This window comes from Halomonas sp. BMC6 (assembly GCF_964204995.1).
Lineage (GTDB): Bacteria > Pseudomonadota > Gammaproteobacteria > Pseudomonadales > Halomonadaceae > Vreelandella.
The window spans coordinates 1,302,416-1,317,324 of the sequence record NZ_CAXNSH010000001.1 but is presented as its reverse complement, the minus strand read 5'-3'; the positions used below and the strand labels follow the sequence as shown (position 1 = coordinate 1,317,324).

The 14,909-nt window shown below is 57.3% G+C and carries 15 protein-coding genes; 6 read left to right on the top strand and 9 right to left on the bottom strand.

The genetic code is table 11. The features are described 5' to 3' along the window. Positions 1 to 23: 23 nt before the first annotated feature. The 6 genes from AB6K10_RS06300 to AB6K10_RS06275 form a co-directional block, all read right to left on the bottom strand. Complete coding sequence (locus AB6K10_RS06300; protein ID WP_159341144.1) at positions 24 to 1,337, bottom strand: TRAP transporter large permease; 1,314 nt, start codon at positions 1,335 to 1,337, stop codon at positions 24 to 26. Next, positions 1,337 to 1,843: a TRAP transporter small permease gene (locus AB6K10_RS06295; RefSeq protein WP_339118199.1), complete on the bottom strand. Its 507-nt coding sequence runs from the start codon at positions 1,841 to 1,843 to the stop codon at positions 1,337 to 1,339. Before AB6K10_RS06295 ends, AB6K10_RS06300 begins: the two co-directional genes overlap by 1 nt. A 61-nt stretch (positions 1,844 to 1,904) precedes the next feature. Next, positions 1,905 to 2,903 (bottom strand): TRAP transporter substrate-binding protein DctP, encoded by a 999-nt coding sequence (gene dctP, locus AB6K10_RS06290; protein WP_253019057.1) that lies wholly within the window; start codon positions 2,901 to 2,903, stop codon positions 1,905 to 1,907. Positions 2,904 to 3,016: 113 nt separating this feature from the next. Further along, positions 3,017 to 3,655, bottom strand: a complete 639-nt coding sequence (gene leuD / locus AB6K10_RS06285; protein WP_159341142.1) for a 3-isopropylmalate dehydratase small subunit — start codon at positions 3,653 to 3,655, stop codon at positions 3,017 to 3,019. Beyond that, positions 3,652 to 5,085: a 3-isopropylmalate dehydratase large subunit gene (leuC, locus tag AB6K10_RS06280; protein WP_339118198.1), complete on the bottom strand. Its 1,434-nt coding sequence runs from the start codon at positions 5,083 to 5,085 to the stop codon at positions 3,652 to 3,654. The genes leuD and leuC overlap by 4 nt, the downstream gene beginning before the upstream one ends. A 146-nt stretch (positions 5,086 to 5,231) precedes the next feature. After that, positions 5,232 to 6,038, bottom strand: coding sequence for a GntR family transcriptional regulator (locus tag AB6K10_RS06275; RefSeq protein WP_253019059.1), 807 nt, complete (start codon positions 6,036 to 6,038; stop codon positions 5,232 to 5,234). Between the two features lie 171 nt (positions 6,039 to 6,209). Between AB6K10_RS06275 and AB6K10_RS06270 the strand changes: the two genes are divergently transcribed. The 6 genes from AB6K10_RS06270 (at position 6,210) to AB6K10_RS06245 (ending at position 11,667) form a co-directional block, all read left to right on the top strand. Continuing rightward, complete coding sequence (locus tag AB6K10_RS06270) at positions 6,210 to 6,623, top strand: nuclear transport factor 2 family protein (protein WP_253019060.1); 414 nt, start codon at positions 6,210 to 6,212, stop codon at positions 6,621 to 6,623. A 44-nt stretch (positions 6,624 to 6,667) separates the two neighbouring features. Beyond that, on the top strand, positions 6,668 to 7,588 hold the full coding sequence (locus AB6K10_RS06265) for an oxaloacetate decarboxylase (RefSeq protein WP_159341138.1): 921 nt from the start codon (positions 6,668 to 6,670) through the stop codon (positions 7,586 to 7,588). Between the two features lie 71 nt (positions 7,589 to 7,659). Then, complete coding sequence (locus tag AB6K10_RS06260) at positions 7,660 to 8,325, top strand: isochorismatase family protein (protein ID WP_159341137.1); 666 nt, start codon at positions 7,660 to 7,662, stop codon at positions 8,323 to 8,325. 15 nt (positions 8,326 to 8,340) lie between these two features. Next, positions 8,341 to 9,294, top strand: a complete 954-nt coding sequence (locus tag AB6K10_RS06255) for a polysaccharide deacetylase family protein (RefSeq protein WP_339118197.1) — start codon at positions 8,341 to 8,343, stop codon at positions 9,292 to 9,294. A gap of 4 nt (positions 9,295 to 9,298) precedes the next feature. Next, positions 9,299 to 10,246: a polysaccharide deacetylase family protein gene (locus AB6K10_RS06250; protein ID WP_339118196.1), complete on the top strand. Its 948-nt coding sequence runs from the start codon at positions 9,299 to 9,301 to the stop codon at positions 10,244 to 10,246. Further along, positions 10,246 to 11,667 carry an FAD-dependent oxidoreductase gene (locus AB6K10_RS06245; protein WP_339118195.1) on the top strand — a complete coding sequence of 474 codons (1,422 nt, stop codon included), beginning with the start codon at positions 10,246 to 10,248 and terminating at the stop codon, positions 11,665 to 11,667. The genes AB6K10_RS06250 and AB6K10_RS06245 overlap by 1 nt, the downstream gene beginning before the upstream one ends. A 52-nt stretch (positions 11,668 to 11,719) precedes the next feature. On the opposite strand, the gene AB6K10_RS06240 is transcribed toward AB6K10_RS06245, so the two are convergent. From AB6K10_RS06240 to AB6K10_RS06230, 3 genes are all read right to left on the bottom strand, one after another. After that, the gene (locus AB6K10_RS06240) at positions 11,720 to 13,453 is read right to left on the bottom strand and encodes a sulfate permease (protein ID WP_339118194.1); all 1,734 of its coding nucleotides are present in this window, start codon (positions 13,451 to 13,453) and stop codon (positions 11,720 to 11,722) included. A 69-nt stretch (positions 13,454 to 13,522) separates the two neighbouring features. Beyond that, on the bottom strand, positions 13,523 to 13,951 hold the full coding sequence (locus AB6K10_RS06235; protein ID WP_339118193.1) for a TIGR01244 family sulfur transferase: 429 nt from the start codon (positions 13,949 to 13,951) through the stop codon (positions 13,523 to 13,525). Positions 13,952 to 13,980: 29 nt separating this feature from the next. Next, on the bottom strand, positions 13,981 to 14,889 hold the full coding sequence (locus AB6K10_RS06230; protein ID WP_339118192.1) for an MBL fold metallo-hydrolase: 909 nt from the start codon (positions 14,887 to 14,889) through the stop codon (positions 13,981 to 13,983). Positions 14,890 to 14,909 lie beyond the last annotated feature (20 nt).

The following is a 14,909-nucleotide window of genomic DNA, read 5'->3' as shown; positions in this document are numbered from 1 at the left end:
TCTTTTTATAAACCGCATGCAACTTACTGCAACATACTGGGCAGCCAGGTGGCCAAGCCGGGAAAGACGATCAGCACCGCCACCAGCAACATCGAGCAGAGAATATAAGGTATCGCTGCTGAGTATATTTCACGCATGGTGGTCCCAGCGGGCGCAACGCCTTTCATAACGAAGAGCAATAGCCCCAAGGGAGGCGTCGAGAAGCTGATCTCTAACGCTAGCAAGACCACTACCCCAAACCACACTAGATCGAACCCTAACGCTTGAGCCAGCGGGAAGAAGATCGGTACGGTCAGCATCATAATAGAGATCTGCTCCATGAAAGTGCCTAGCACCAGCAGCACCGCAAACATCGCCAGCAGCATTAGGATAGGCGATAGGTCGAAGCTGGTAGCCCAGCTAATCAGCCCACCCGAAGCTCCTGAGAAACCGAGCAACTGGCTGAACGTGGCCGAGCCGAACACAATCAAGTAGGCCATCAAGGTGACTTTTAATGCCCCGGTGACCGATAGTTTGAACGCTTCCCATGTCATGCAACGGAAGATAAACGCCAAAATAATGACGCCCAACGCTCCAAACGCGGCTGCCTCAGAAGGCGTGGCAAAACCAATCAGCATCAACGCCACAATAACGACCATCACACTCAGCATCGGCAGAATATCGGTCACTATCAGTTTTAACTTAGCCTTCAGTGGTACCGGTTCAAGCTCATAGTTTGGCGCCGCCAAGGGGTCCAGCTTCGTTTGAATAAAGATAGTGGCGATATAGAAACCTGCCAGCGTCAGCCCCGGTAAGATACCCGCAATCAGTAGCGCACCGATATCTACTTTTGCCAACGTTGCTAATAGTACCGCTAGTGCAGAAGGCGGAATAATAATCGCAAGACCGCCAGTGCCCAGGATCGGCCCAATGGCCATTTTCTTTTTATACCCTCGGCGCTCCATTTCAGGCACCAGTAGCGACCCCATCAAGGCGGTGGACCCCATCGAAGAACCACTTAAAGTGGAAAATGCCGTGCCGCCCACGACCGTTACGTAAGATAAACGCCCCGGCACTTTGCCCATCAATTGGTCGACGGCATTGAACATTTTCATGCCCAAACCGGTGCGGAAGAACAGTTCACCCATCAACAAGAAAAGCGGGATCGGCACTAAGTTGAAGCTAGAGAGCGCGCCAAAACCGTTGTTGAGCATCTGTAGAATGCCCGTTTGTCCGCCCATAAAGTGCCACGCGCCAATCACATTGGCGGCTAAAAATGCCAGGGCGATGGGCGTACCAATCGCCATAAAGATCAGGATGAGCGAGAGTAAAAAGGCGAGCGCAAAGTACCATTCCATTATTCTTTAATCCCCGCTTCGCCGCTGTGAAGAATGTCATGACCGACCACAAAGCGGCCAAACTCAATCGCCATCAGTGTAAAACTGATGGGAAATACAATGGTCAAGATCCACTTAGGCACAAAGTAAGCACGCACGTCATAATCGGTACGCTCTATATTCATTAACAATAAGTCCAACCCCTTCCACGCCAGAACGCCGCAGACCACTACGCACAGTAGCGACACGCCTCGGCTGAGCACATTCAGTACGGGCGGCGGCAGCACCGATGTTAGCAATTCAATATGTACGTGGCCTTTTTGGCGCACCAACCACGGTGCTCCTAATAGCGTGAGGTAGAACATGGCGTACTCGGTGGAAAGAAAGAACCAAGCCGATGGCTGAAGCCCTAAGTTGCGAATAATCACCGAGAGCACCACTGCCACCATCAGCCAGACCAGCATGATGGCGGCCAGTAGGGCCATGCCGTTTAGCAGCAGCAGGTAGCCGCGTTGTGCGTAGCGCATAAGAAACCCTGGAAAATAGCCACACAAACGGGGCGCTCGATTACTCGGCGCCCCCTACGTTTTATAGATCGTTGAATTTTTCGATCAGCGTATCGTAGTGCTCAAGCCCCATGGGATGACGCTCCATCTGGCGACGCATGCGTTCCCAGGTGGCATCACGGGCCGCATCGGAGAAACGCTGTGCCGCTTCGCCTTCCAGTGTCACCACTTGCATACCATCGGCTTCAAGTTGCGCCTGCTGTTCCTCGGCTAGCTCAGCCAGTTTTTCAGCGCTTTCACGCTCATGCTCAATTGCCACTTCCTGAAGGATCTGCTGGGACTCTTCGCTCAGCTGGTTCCACTTATCCAGGTTGACGATAACGCCCATGTCCGTGGAGAAGAAGGCAGGGTCCACCCGGTAGTTCAGGAAACGGTCCCAGTTGAGGTCTTTCAGGCCAATCTGAGTCCAACCGGTGGCATTAACCACGCTACGCTCCAGGGCGGCATACACATCAGTGGTCGGCAAGCTAATCGGCTGCGCTCCCAGATAGTCCTGGAAGAAGGCATCATAAACAGGGTTACTGCGCAGGCGCAGGCCTGAAATACTCAGATTGCCTTCTTCGTCCATACTAGGCTCGTCAATGGTGTAGAGGTTGTAGCTGACACCGCTATCGAACCAACCCAGATAATAGGTGCCCATTTTTTCCTGGTGGATCTGGTTGAGCAGGTCGATACCACCATTTTCACGGGCATAGATGGCATTGGTATTAGACGCCACCATGGCATCGCGTTCCGGCACGGTACCGGCGTAAAAGCTGGCAGCGGTATACGCCATATCCACCACGCCATTACGCACCGCATCAGGTTGCTCGGAAAGGCCGATCACTTCAGGACCGCCACGCACGTTGATCTGTACCACCCCTTCACCGCGCTCGTTTACCTTATCAACAAACTCTAAAAAGCTTTGCGTGTAGATTAAGGAAGGCGGAAAAGCATGAACGGCATTGATTTGATCAACCGCCAATACGTGAGTCGAAGCCAAGGCGGTAAGCATGCCCAGGGTGAGTGTTACTTTTTTCATTCGTTTGTCTCCTGCACAAGGTGATCTTTTATAGCGGTTGTTGTGTTGATCTATTTTTGAAACCTGTTGATGCAAGCGTGCTGTTATTTTTTTAAATACCTAGAGTGCTGAGCTTACCCCTTGCTGATGATGTCACTCTCTGGAGGCTTAGGAATTGCCCAGGAGAACTGCTCCTCATAATCTGCTGCAAACCGACTGATCGTGTCAGCGTGCTGTCGAGTCATATCGATATCATCCCAGCCATTCAGCAGCTTGGTTCGCCACACAGGGCTAATCGTAAAGCCCACTTCCACCTCAGCAACCCGAATAATCTGTTGCTCCAAATTGACGTAGATAGTGGCAGGAGAATTGCCAAGGGCTGCCAGCAAACGCTCAGCGTCCTCCTCCTCCACGACCGCTGGCAGCAGGCCATTATTGACGGCGTTAGAGGCGAAGATATCGCCGAAACTCGGTGCCACGACGCAGCGAAAGCCGTAGTCCACCAGCGCATAGACCGCCGCTTCACGGGAGGAGCCAGCACCGAAATTACGGCGGCTAACCATCACCTCTGCGCTCTCCCCACCGGGGCGGTGCAGAATAAAATCAGAATGGGCAGTGCCCTGCTCATCATGGCGAACGTCGTACAGCAGGAACTGGCCGTAACCTACGCTGCGCGGCTCTTTCATAAAGCGCGCGGGAATAAGCTGGTCGGTATCGATATTCGCAGTGGGCAATGCTACGCCCAGAGTGTCTAATACAGTGATCGGCTTCATGAGTGCGCTCCTGTTTGCATCCGCTTGGGCACTGTTAGTTGGCGCACATCCGCTAAGTGGCCGTGTATGGCGGCAGCGGCCACCATGGCTGGCGACATCAAATGCGTACGCGCCCCTGGCCCCTGGCGACCCTTGAAGTTGCGGTTGGTGGTGGAAGCACAGCGCTCGCCGCTCGCCACCAGATCACCGTTCATCCCGACACACATAGAGCAGCCAGAGTGGCGCCACTCAAGCCCGGCATCGATAAAAATGCGGTCCAGCCCTTCTGCTTCTGCCTGAGCCTTCACCAGCGTGGAGCCGGGCGAGACCATACCGGGCACGCGGCTTTTGTGGCCCGCCAGCACCGCCGCCGCAGCACGCAAGTCTTCAATACGTGCATTGGTACAGGAGCCAATAAATACCCGATCAATGGTGATATCAGTGAGCTTTTGCCCCGCCGTTAGTCCCATATAGGACAAGCTATCCCGGGCTTGGCGCGCTTTCGCCGGATCGTTCAACTGGTCAGGATCAGGCACCGCCCGGTCGATCGGCAGCGCTTCTTCGGGTGAAACACCCCAGGTTACTGTCGGCGCAATCTCATCGGCATGCAGCGTTACCTCTAGGTCAAAGCGAGCATCCGGGTCGCTGTGCAGCGTGGACCAGTACGCACAGGCTTGTTCGAAGGCATCGCCTTTCGGACTCCAGGGGCGCTCGCGCAGATAGTCGAAAGTCGTTTGATCGGGAGCGATCATGCCGCAACGGCCACCGCCCTCAATGGAGAGGTTGCACAGCGTTAAGCGCGCTTCCATGGAGAGCGAGCGAATCGCTTCACCGGCGTACTCGATGGCGTAGCCCCGTGCACCATCGGCACCCAACCGAGCAACCCAGGTGAGCGCGATATCCTTGGCGGTAATGCCTTCGGCCAGACGGCCTTCCACCGTGATGCGCATCACCTTGGGCTTGCTTTGCCACAACGTTTGAGTAGCCAGCACGTGGGCGACTTCTGATGCGCCAATGCCAAAGGCAATGCTGCCAAAGGCACCGTGGGTAGCGGTATGGCTATCGCCACACACCATCACCATCCCGGGCTGAGTGAGCCCCTGCTCCGGCCCGAGCACATGCACGATGCCCTGGCGAGGGTCATCCAGGCCAAACAGCGTCACACCATGTTGCTGGGTATTGTGGGAGAGCTGCTCGATCATTGAGCGCACTTTGGGATCAGCAACGCCTGCCAAATCACGGGCTAGCGTCGGGACATAATGGTCAGCAATGCCAAAGGTTAAATCGGGCCGGGCAACGGGCAGAGCTCGCTCAGCGAGTTTATTGAAGGCGTGAAAGGAGCCTTCATGGACAAAGTGACGGTCAATCCACAGCAGGCTTTGACCGCTTTCACTGCGGTGGACCTCGTGGGCGCGCCAAACTTTGTCAAACAGCGTTGTTGGGGTACTCATGGTTTTCGCTCGTTGCCTCGGCCTTCGTTAGACTTGTCATCACCACCCCAATACAACTAGCGCAATTTGACAACACAGGTCAAATGTATTTTTTACAATTTTAAATCTGTATTAAATTTAATACATTAAAAATATAGCCTAATGCGCTACTCGTCTTTCCCGGCGGTGGGCATTCCACCAACCTTCGGCTCCCAATAACGAGAGTTGTCATCACCGTTTCGCTCAAGGTCGATCTGGAAGCGGTAACGATCCGGGCGATAGAGCGCATCGAGATGCTCCACCCCACGCCCCTGCTCGTCATACACCACGCGAGTGAGCGAGATCAGCGGCGAGCCAACCGCCACATCCAACGCTTGAGCGACCTCATGACTCGCAAGCGTCGCAGAAATGGATTGGGAAGCGTGATCCACCTTCACGCCACTGCGCTCCAACAGCACGAACAGTGGTGTATTCGCCAGATCCATCTCGTTGTAGTGCAGGGCGATAGTTTCCGGCACGTGGGTTACCAAATGAGAAAACGGCTTATTGTCGACCATTCGCACACGCACTGAACGCTGCACCTTCCCGCCCTGAGCCATGCCCAACCGCTCACGGATCATTTCCGGCGGCGGCACATAAGCAAACTCCAGTAGCCGCACCTGAGAGGCTTGACTCATCTTGACCATATTGGGCATCAGGTTAGACACACTGGCGGTCATCACCGTGGCATCCAACGGCTGCTCCAGCACCACCGTGCCGACCCCTGCCTTACGGGTCACTAAACCTGCGGTTTGAAGCGCTTCCATCGCTCTTCGAACAGTCACGCGTGAAACGCCGTGCTGTTCTGCCAATTTGTTTTCCCCAGGCAGCTTGCTATCGGCAGGCAGCCGTCCGCTCAAGATCGCATCTTTCAACAGCAGATAAATCCGGTGTGATTTGGTGCCGCCCACCGCAGAGGGTTGTGCCTCACTCATCCATGCCTCTCCTCAGGATGTTGTTCAAAAAAATTCGTATCAGGCTTGACGAAGGGACAATAATAGACATAAAAATGTATTACATATAATACATATCAACAGCCAATAAATAACACAATTACTGCCGCTTGAAAGCCATTATTACAGAAATCGGCAGCATGAGAGTCGACGATGCTTAACCTGCACAGTGGAACCAAAGAGCACCATGGCATTGCACAGGTGCGTGCTTTTTTAAGCGCCATGGAAGACCGCGATTTGCCCCGTGCCGAGCGCTACCTGGCAGCAACGGTCACCATCCGTTTTCCCGGCTCGCCGACCATGAGCCGACTGAGTGAAGTTGTGGAGTGGGCACAGGCACGCTATCGCCAAGTGCACAAAACATTTCACGCAGTAGACCTTTGCAGTGACCAGCAACGATGTGCCAATGCAGACCACTGCGTAGTGGTGTGCCACGGAGAATTATCAGTGGAGTGGCTGGATGGCAGCACGTCGAACGGCGTGCGCTTTATTGACCGCTTTGAATTAACCGATGGCCTGATTACCCGCCAGGAAGTGTGGAACGACTTGGCGCTCGTACGCCGCTAATACCCATCAGATGCAAACGCTTACCCAACAATGATGAGACCGCTATGACACGCCAACACCTTACGTCACCACAGGCTGCTTCTCCACAGGCTTCACACCAGCCCGCTCAACTTAAACAGCTGTTGCAGGCTCCCCCCATTGTGGTCGCTCCCGGCGTGTTTGACGCACTCGGCGCGTCACTGGCCGAACAGGCTGGGTTTGATACCGTCTACCTTTCGGGTGCCAGCTTGGCGTACACCCAACTGGGGCGGCCCGATATTGGCCTTTTGAGCATTACCGAAATTTGCACCGCCATGTCGCATATCCGCGAACGCACCAATCTTTCCGTGGTGGTGGATTGCGACACCGGCTTTGGCAACGCCATGAACGTGATGCGCAGCGTGCGTCTGCTAGAGCGCGCAGGCGCCAACGCCATTCAGTTGGAAGACCAGACTTACCCTAAACGCTGCGGCCATCTGCGTGGCAAAACGCTGGTTTCCAAGAGCGAAATGGTCGGTAAATTGCATGCAGCACTGGATGCGCGAGAAAATGATAGCACGCTTATTATTGGCCGCACCGATGCGTTAGGCGTGGAAGGCACCGACAGCGCCATCGAGCGCGCCCAGGCTTACTATGAAGCGGGCGTGGACATGCTGTTTATCGAAGGTATCCGCACCGACGACGATATCAGCAAGATCATGGCCCAGTTCAAAGGCAAAGTGCCGATCATGGCCAATATGGTCGAGGGTGGAGACACACCGCTGCAGAACGCCCAGGCGCTGGAAGCGCTGGGTTTCTCGCTGGTGATTTTCCCTGGCGCGTTGGTGCGAGCGATTACCCACATGGCCAGTCGCTTCTTTGCCACGCTGAAACAGGACGGCACCACCGACGCCTTCCGTGACCAGATGCTCGACTTTAAACAGCTCAACGACTACCTAGGCACCCAAGCGATGCTGGAGCTTGGCGAGCAGTACGACAATCGCTAATCAAACACTACCAAGGCACCATCCAGGCGCTCACCGCTTAGCCACTAACAATGATGAGTCAGGAGACAACCATGCAGACCACCGATAAAACGGCAAAAGAGATCTTTCACGACGTGATGGCCAACCCTCAGCGGGTGCCCTTTGGCTTTGGCAAAAAAGCTGTGCTGGTCAATGTAGACCCCCAGAAGGCCTACACCCGTACCGATCTCTTCAAGACCGCCTACGAAACCGACCCCAAACAGCTGGAGTATACGAACCAGTTGGCGCGCGGCTTCCGGGAGAAGGGCTGGCCGGTGGTCTGGACTCATGTCGCCTTTCTGGACTCCGCCGAAGATGCGGGCGTGTGGGGCACCCGCACCGACACTCCCGATTCACTGCAAAACATCAAGTACGGCTCCGAGCGCGCCGAATTCGACGAGCGCTGCGAAATCGACCGCAGCCGCGACGTGATCTACACCAAGCGCATGCCTTCGGCCTTTTTTGAAACGCCGCTGCAGTCCCTGCTGGTATGGCACCAGGTCGACACAGTAATCATCACCGGTGGCTCTACCTCAGGCTGCATTCGCGCCACTGCCGTGGAGAGCCTGTCCCGTGGCTACCGCACCATCGTGCCGATGGAGTGCGTCGCCGATAAGCACGAAAGCTACCACTACGCCAACCTGACCGACCTGCACCTCAAATACGCCGACGTCATGCCCGTTGCTGACGTGCTGGCGTGGCTTGAGGGCGATGCATAAGGCGAGGAGCTAGCGATGAAAGAGTCACTTGGCGTTTACGATTACTGGGCCTACGACCAACGCCCTAAAATTACTTGGCCCGGCGGAGCAAAGGTAGCCTTCTGGGTCGCCCCTAATATCGAGTATTACGAACTCGATCCGCCGCAGAACCCGAGCCGAAAGCCGTGGCCGCACCCTCACCCATCGGTACCCGGCTACAGCATTCGCGATTACGGCAACCGGGTGGGCCACCAGCGCCAAATGGCCCTGTTGGATAAATACGGGGTTCGTGGCTCTGTATCGCTTTCCGTAGCGCTCTGCGAGCACCATCCCGAGATTATCCAGATGTGCAAAGAGCGCGACTGGGAGTTCTTTAGCCACGGCATCTACAACACCCGCTACACCTATGGGCTCAGCGAAGCCCAAGAGCGGGCAATGATTCGCGACAGTATGGAAACCATTCACCGCCATACCGGCCAGGCCTGCGCGGGCTATCTGGCCCCTGCGCTCTCTCACTCTGAGCGCACTCTGGATCTATTTGCCGAAGTGGGCGAAGAGCTATTCGGCGATAAAGGCGGGATTTATACCTGTGACCTGTTCCATGACGATCAGCCAACGCCGGTGAGCGTTCGCTCCGGCAAGCGCTTTATCTCCATGCCCTACTCGCTGGAGATGAACGACACCATCGTCTACGCGGTGAACAAAGTGGAGCCGCGTCAGTACGCCACCATGCTCAAGCGCCACTTTGATCGCCTGTATTTAGAGGGCGCGGAGTCCGGCACGGTGATGTGCATTCCCACTCACAACTATCAGGTGAGCTGCCCCCATCGCATCAAGGCGTTTGAAGAGGCACTGGAGTACATCACCGGGCACCCGGATGTATGGGTCGCCACGGGCAGAGAAATCGCCGATTACTATCTCGAACACCATTACGATGCCGCCCTCGACAGCATCCAGGCCCAGGCCGCCACCGCACGCAGGGAGGGCTAATCCTATGGCATCCAAAGACATGGCGCTCAACGACGACTACCTCGATTACCCCTTGCGCCGCCACGGCTACGACCACGACCGCTATGCATGGTCGATGCTAAGTGAACGTACACCGGTCACCTGGCCCGAGGGTAAAACCCTGGCGGTGTGGATCAATATTTCGCTGCAGTTCTATCCGCTCAACCAGCGCGGCGAGCCGTTCAAAGTACCCAACGGCATGACCATGCCCTATCCGGACCTGCGCCACTTTTCGCTGCGGGATTACGGCAACCGGGTGGGTATCTATCGCGTGCTGAAAGCGCTGGCCGCGCACAACATCACGCCTACCTTTGCGATTAACGCGCAACTAGCTGAGCAGACGCCCTATTTGGTGCAGCGCTTGAAAGAGCACGGCGGTGAATTTATCGCCCACGGCTGGAACATGGATCACCTGCACTACGGCGGCCAACCGATTGAAGAGGAAGCCGAGCTGGTCAAACGCTCCGTGGACACGCTGCGGCGAGTGACCGGCCAACCTATTCGCGGCTGGCTAAGCCCCGCCAAGCACCAGAGTTTCAACACACTGGACCTGCTGGCAGACAACGGCATTGCGTACTGCGCCGACTGGGTGAACGACGACATGCCGTATGCTTGTGACACCAACACCGGCAGATTGACCATGATGCCGTTGGCCACCGAGATTGAAGATCAGTTCGTAATGAGCCAGAACCTGCACTCGGAAGATTCCTGGGTAACTCAGGTAAAAGACGCGTTTGATTTTCTGCTGGAAGAGTCCCGCGAGCAGGGCGGGCGACTGTTTGCCTTGAACCTGCACCCCTGGTTGGTCGGCCAGCCTCACCGGATTGCTTGCCTGGAAGACGTGCTGGCGCATATCAGCGGGCACCCGGACATCTGGCAGGCCCCGGCGGGTGAAATTCTAGATGCCTTCCACCCAGCTGCGGAGCAGGCGTAATGGCGATCATTCCCTACACACACGAAGGCTTTGATGCCCACCTTCCGCTGCTGATTATCGGCGCGGGGGCCTGCGGCCTGGTAGCGGCCCTGGCCGCCCAGGAAGCGGGCGTTGAGCTGGCTGTTTTAGAGCGCGACGCCCTGCCCCGTGGCAGCACGGCGATGTCGTCGGGGTTTATTCCTGCCGCCAATACGCGCTTTCAGCATGAGTTGGGCGTCACGGACTCTGCCGAGGCCATGGCAGAGGATATTCAAAAGAAGAATGGCTTTGAGGCCGACCCGAGCATCGTCGAACTGCTGGCCAGCCAATCCGGCCCAACCATCGAATGGCTAGCGGATCAGCATGGCGTGCCCTTTGAGCTGGTGGAAGGCTTTCTCTACCCCGGCCACCGCCACCTGCGCATGCACGCCACGCCCCGGCGCACCGGGGAAGAGTTGATGGGCGCGCTACTTAACGCCGCCGAAGCGGCAGGGATCGACATTCTGACCCAGGCCCGGGTAGTGGATCTACACGTGGACAGCACCCAACGCGTGCGCGGCGTCACCCTGGAGCGCCCAGACGGCAGCCGCGAAAGCATTGGCTGCGATGCGCTGGTTCTGGCCTGCAACGGCTATGGCGGTAACCCAGAGCTGGTGGCACGTTATCTGCCCACGCTGAGACACGCGCTGTATTACGGCCACGAGGGCAACCAGGGTGACGCCTTACTGTGGGGTCAGGAAATGGGCGCGAGCACCAAAGACTTAGGTGCCTGCCAAGGCCACGGCTCGCTCGCCACCCCTCATCAAACGCTGATTAGCTGGGCACTGATGATGCAAGGGGGCATTCAGGTCAACATCAAGGGCGAGCGCTTCTCCAATGAGCACGGCGGCTACTCCGAACAGGCCGCCAAGGTGCTGGCGCAGCCGGAGCAAGTGGCCTGGAATCTTTATGATGCCCGCATTCATGAGTCTGCCCAGGCGTTCGAAGATTACCGCAACGCTCAGGAGAGCGGCGCAGTACGCAGCTTCTCAACCCTGGAAGAGATGGCCACTGGCCTGAAACTTCCCCTTGGGGAACTGCAAGCCACCTTCACCCAAATGCAGCAGCACGCTGAGCAGCAAAAAGCCGATGCGTTTGGCCGCCGCTTTGACCCCGCCAACCTTCTGAAAGCCCCCTACTACGCCATTCGCGTCACCGGGGCACTATTCCATACCCAGGGCGGTTTAGAAGTGAATCGCAAGGCCCGCGTGCTCAATACACAGGGGCAGGCGCTGCCGAACCTGTTTGCCGCAGGTGGCGCCGCGCGTGGGGTGTCGGGCTCCAACGACAGTGGCTATCTTTCCGGCAACGGGCTGCTGAGTGCGGTGGTGCTGGGCGCAGTGGCCGGCAAAAGCGCCGCCGAGCTGCTGCACTTAAAGCTCAGTTCCGCCGCACTGCCTTAACCTGCATGAATGGCACACCACTCGCTTCCCGGGTGGTGTGCGGCACATTTTGTCAAACCGATACCGCACTATCCAACCTCGGATGCGCCAACGCTTGCCAAGCGTCATAGGTGGTAAAGAACACTTGGCCGGTGAGCTCGTGGTAGAACGCCGTGTGCGTTAGGCGATCCATCACCGGCCCTTTCACTTCGGCCAAGTGAAGCATGGCACCGGCGTCTTTCAGCCGACCGTTGATCGCCTCCAGGCTCTCCAGGGCCGAAGCATCGATGACATTCACTGCCTGACAGGTGAGCACAATGTGCTTGATCGACGGCGAGCGGGCGGCCAGCGCCATGACGGTATCTTCGAGATAGCGGGCGTTGGCAAAATAGAGGCTTTCATCGATGCGCAGCATGGCGACATGCTCGTCGGTTTCGACCTGATGGCGCTTCACGTTACGAAAATGCTCGGTGCCCGGCACCCGCCCTACCACCGCACTATGGGGCTGGCTGGTGCGGTAAAGGTGTAGCCCCAGCGAGAGCACCACCCCGCTGATAATGCCCACTTCCACGCTGTGCAGAAGGGTCAGCAGCAAAGTAGCGACCATCGCCACCCCGTCGCTGCGGGAGTATTGCCAGGTTCGCTTTACCGCAGGCAAATCAATCAACGTCCCCACTGCCACGATAATCGTGGCGGCCAGCGTGGCGGTGGGTAATAAGGCCAGTAAGTCGGTGAGTAGCAGCGTGGCCAACACAATACCAAGCGCGGTAAACGCCCCCGCCAGCGGCGTTGCTGCCCCGGCTTCAAAATTGACCACCGAGCGCGAAAAACCGCCCGACACCGGCGAGCCACCGCTAACGCCAGCGCCAAGATTCGCCATACCGAGCGCAATCAGCTCTTGGTTGGGGTCGATACGCTGACGACGCTTGGCGGCCAGGGTCTGCGCCACGGACACCGACTCTACAAACCCTACCAAGCTGATCAGCAGCGCCGCCGGGAGCAGGCCGAGCCACAGCGATTGATCCAGACTCGGCAGCGTCATGGCAGGCAGGCCACTGGGCACAAAGCCCACCACATCGACCCCGCGCTGCTCTAGTTGGAAGCCCCAGGCCAACAGCGTAGTCACTACCACGGCCGAAATAGGCGCGGCTTTGACCATTAACCCTGCCCAACTGGCAGGCATTCCCAGCTCGGTCAGCCAACCATTCAGGCGCTTGCGACACACCCATAGATACGCCCAAACGCCAAGGCCAATCAGCAGCGTAATGACGTTCACCTGCTGCCACTGACCCAATAGCGCACGCAGCAGTTCCACCACGTTATGGCCGGATGCTTCGACCCCCAAAATGTGCTTCAACTGGCTGATCGCGATCAAAATCCCCGAGGCGGTCACAAACCCGGAGATCACCGGGTGGCTGAGAAAGTTGACTAAAAAGCCCAGCCGAAGCACGCCCATGGCGATAAGGATCAGTCCAGAGAGCGCGGCCAGCACCAGCGCCGCACCGAGATATTCCGGGCTGCCCGGCGCGGCAAAACTGCTCAGCGCCGAGGCCGTCATCAGTGCTGCCACCGCCACCGGCCCTACCGCCAAACTCGCACTGGTGCCAAAGATGGCGTACAGCACCAGCGGCAGCATGCTGGCATAGAGCCCCATTTCCGGCGGCAACCCTGCCAGCATGGCGTAGGCCAGCGCTTGCGGCACCAGCATCAGCGTGACGATGACTGCGGCAAGCACATCCCGCGTGAGCAAGCCCCGATGATACGTTCGCAGCCAGCCGATTAGCGGCACCCAGCGCTCAATGATCATGATGCAGTCTCAAAATAGGTATCTGCTGATACGGGGCCTTCGTACTAGGGTTTCACGCGTCTTCGCTTTTTATTGGGCGCTTCGTTCAAGGCCATGGCGCTGATCTTCCAAGTCAACCCCTGCCGCATGAGCCGCCGCAAACAGTTCCGCCAAATCGCACTGCTCGTGCTGACGCTTGGCGTAGGCCCACAGGTGCGTGGCCCGCTTACCTGAGCGGCAAAATGCCAATAGCGGGCGCGGCAGCTGCTGGAGCGCTTCAGCAAAGGCGTGGATGTCAGCTTCGCTGTACTCGCCTGGCTTCACGGGGATATGCACCCAGGCAAGGCCAAGCTGCTCAGCTTTTTCGCGGTAGCGCGCCTCGTCGGGAAAGTCTTCGCTCTCACCCTCGATGCGGTTACACACCACCGCGTTGAAACCACGCGCTTTTACCTCTTCCAACTCATCCACCGCCAGCGCTGAGGTGATCTCAACGCCTGGCTCCAATGGCTTCGTTTGCATGACCACACCTCCTCTTGGTTTGGATAACTTCAATCCCAGGCCGCACCTTCCAGGGCATCCAGGGGGATTTTTAGATAGCGCTTGCCGTTGGCTTCTGGTTCCGGTAAACGGCCACCGCGAGTATTCACCTGCAGCGCGTGCAAAATCAGCTTGGGCATGGGTAGCTCGCTATCCCGCTGGTGGCGCAGGGCGATGTACGCCTCCTCGCTTTTGCCAACCAAGTGCGGGTTGTTGGCTCGCTGCTCATCGACGCTGCTCTGCCACGTTGGCTCACGGCCATCGGGCATATAGTCGTGGCCGGTGAACAGCCGCGTATCGTCCGGCAGCGTGAGAATCTGCTGAATGGAGTCCCATAGAGACTTGGCATTCCCACCGGGAAAATCGGCGCGCGCCGTCCCAAAATCAGGCTGAAACAGAGTGTCATGCACTAAGGCGGCATCACCGATGACGTAGGTGATGGAGGCCAGCGTATGACCAGGCGAGTGCAGCACGCAGGCGCTGAGTTCTCCAATGGCAAACGTATCGCCCTCCACAAACAGCGTGTCCCACTGGCGGCCATCGGTCGGCATCTCCGGCCAGTGATAAATCTCCTTCCACAGGGCCTGCACTTGGGTGACGTACTGGCCAATCGCCGTCGGCGCGCCGGTCTTCTCTTTTAGGTACTGGGCTGCTGAAAAGTGATCCGCGTGGGGGTGCGTATCCAGAATCCACGCCACTGTCAGTCCCTCTTCCTTGATATATTTCAGCAACGCATCAGCGCAGAAAGTCGCCGTTGCGCCGGATTTCTCGTCGAAATCCAGCACCGGATCAATAATCGTGCACTGTTTGGTAGCGGGGTCGCTGACGATGTATTGAACGCTGAAGGTGCGCGGATCAAAAAAGCCCGCCACGTCGGGTGACCCCGCACCGGTGCTTTGAGATAGGGCGAAGGTCTTCATGCTTATCTCCTAGATACGTG

Coding starts and splice junctions, on each gene's coding strand:
- AB6K10_RS06300 (WP_159341144.1), bottom strand. CDS start 1,337: ATGGAATGGTACTTTGCGCTCGCCTTTTTACTCTCGCTCATCCTGATC.
- AB6K10_RS06255 (WP_339118197.1), top strand. CDS start 8,341: ATGAAAGAGTCACTTGGCGTTTACGATTACTGGGCCTACGACCAACGC.
- AB6K10_RS06250 (WP_339118196.1), top strand. CDS start 9,299: ATGGCATCCAAAGACATGGCGCTCAACGACGACTACCTCGATTACCCC.
- AB6K10_RS06265 (WP_159341138.1), top strand. CDS start 6,668: ATGACACGCCAACACCTTACGTCACCACAGGCTGCTTCTCCACAGGCT.
- leuC (WP_339118198.1), bottom strand. CDS start 5,085: ATGAGTACCCCAACAACGCTGTTTGACAAAGTTTGGCGCGCCCACGAG.
- AB6K10_RS06245 (WP_339118195.1), top strand. CDS start 10,246: ATGGCGATCATTCCCTACACACACGAAGGCTTTGATGCCCACCTTCCG.
- AB6K10_RS06230 (WP_339118192.1), bottom strand. CDS start 14,889: ATGAAGACCTTCGCCCTATCTCAAAGCACCGGTGCGGGGTCACCCGAC.
- AB6K10_RS06275 (WP_253019059.1), bottom strand. CDS start 6,038: ATGAGTGAGGCACAACCCTCTGCGGTGGGCGGCACCAAATCACACCGG.
- AB6K10_RS06295 (WP_339118199.1), bottom strand. CDS start 1,843: ATGCGCTACGCACAACGCGGCTACCTGCTGCTGCTAAACGGCATGGCC.
- dctP (WP_253019057.1), bottom strand. CDS start 2,903: ATGAAAAAAGTAACACTCACCCTGGGCATGCTTACCGCCTTGGCTTCG.
- AB6K10_RS06260 (WP_159341137.1), top strand. CDS start 7,660: ATGCAGACCACCGATAAAACGGCAAAAGAGATCTTTCACGACGTGATG.
- leuD (WP_159341142.1), bottom strand. CDS start 3,655: ATGAAGCCGATCACTGTATTAGACACTCTGGGCGTAGCATTGCCCACT.
- AB6K10_RS06270 (WP_253019060.1), top strand. CDS start 6,210: ATGCTTAACCTGCACAGTGGAACCAAAGAGCACCATGGCATTGCACAG.
- AB6K10_RS06235 (WP_339118193.1), bottom strand. CDS start 13,951: ATGCAAACGAAGCCATTGGAGCCAGGCGTTGAGATCACCTCAGCGCTG.
- AB6K10_RS06240 (WP_339118194.1), bottom strand. CDS start 13,453: ATGATCATTGAGCGCTGGGTGCCGCTAATCGGCTGGCTGCGAACGTAT.